This is a genomic window from Desulfovibrio sp. 1188_IL3213 (assembly GCF_036763145.1).
Lineage (GTDB): Bacteria > Desulfobacterota > Desulfovibrionia > Desulfovibrionales > Desulfovibrionaceae > Desulfovibrio.
Genome location: NZ_JBAIYR010000704.1, coordinates 1 through 738, shown reverse-complemented (window position 1 = coordinate 738; position 738 = coordinate 1). Strand labels below are relative to the sequence as shown.

1 protein-coding gene is annotated in these 738 nt (G+C 57.2%); it reads left to right on the top strand.

Annotated elements, in window-relative coordinates; all coding sequences use genetic code 11:
- The first annotated feature begins 160 nt into the window (after window positions 1-160).
- Complete coding sequence (locus V6C16_RS14660) at window positions 161-676, top strand: hypothetical protein (RefSeq protein ID WP_333543616.1); 516 nt, start codon at window positions 161-163, stop codon at window positions 674-676.
- Window positions 677-738 lie beyond the last annotated feature (62 nt).

The following is a 738-nucleotide window of genomic DNA, read 5'->3' as shown; positions in this document are numbered from 1 at the left end:
CTCTGGCGACTGCGCGAGCAGACGCCCGCCGCGAAGGCGTAAGCGCAATTTATTTGCGCGGTTAAACGCCGAAGCGAGCGTGTTTTAAACTTTGAAAATGTATATTTTCAAAGTTAATCTGCTCTAATGAAAAAATGCACTGAAAAATGAGGATATCCGAATGACCATGCCCTATAGCCCAAGCCGCGCCGTCTATGAGGGCAACAATGCGGCCACGCGCTTTCCATTTTTTTTCCGGGTCTGGGACGCTTCGCAGCTTGTGGTCACCCTGACCTCACCTAAAGGAGTCACGTCTGAGGCTGCCGGATGGACAGCGGACCTCGACACTGCCGGAGGCGAAATTGCCTACCTGCACGAAAACGCCCCCCTGCCTGACGGCTGGAAGCTCGCCATCACGCGCAATATGCCCTTCACGCAGGAAGTAAACCTTGTTTCCGCCTCGCGCTTTGATCCGCAGGTCATTGAGGACGCCCTGGACCAGGCCGCGGCCGAGCGCCAGCAGACGCTGGAGATGATGCGCCGCGCCGTCATCCTGCCCGCCACCAGTTCCGAAACCCCGCAGGATGTGGTGCAGGCGGTCTACACCGCCCGCGACGACGCGCAAAATGCCAACACGCCCGCCTCAGCCGGCTTCAATCATTTCCTGTATGGCAATCAAGGGCATGCACTGACATGATTCTTTCATTCCAACCAACAGCTTCAAAGCCCGGCAACGACACGGAGTGCTCATCAGAGCCT

What these genes read in the sequence shown, in the direction of transcription:
- V6C16_RS14660 (WP_333543616.1), top strand. Translation starts at nt 161, where the DNA reads ATGACCATGCCCTATAGCCCAAGCCGCGCCGTCTATGAGGGCAACAAT.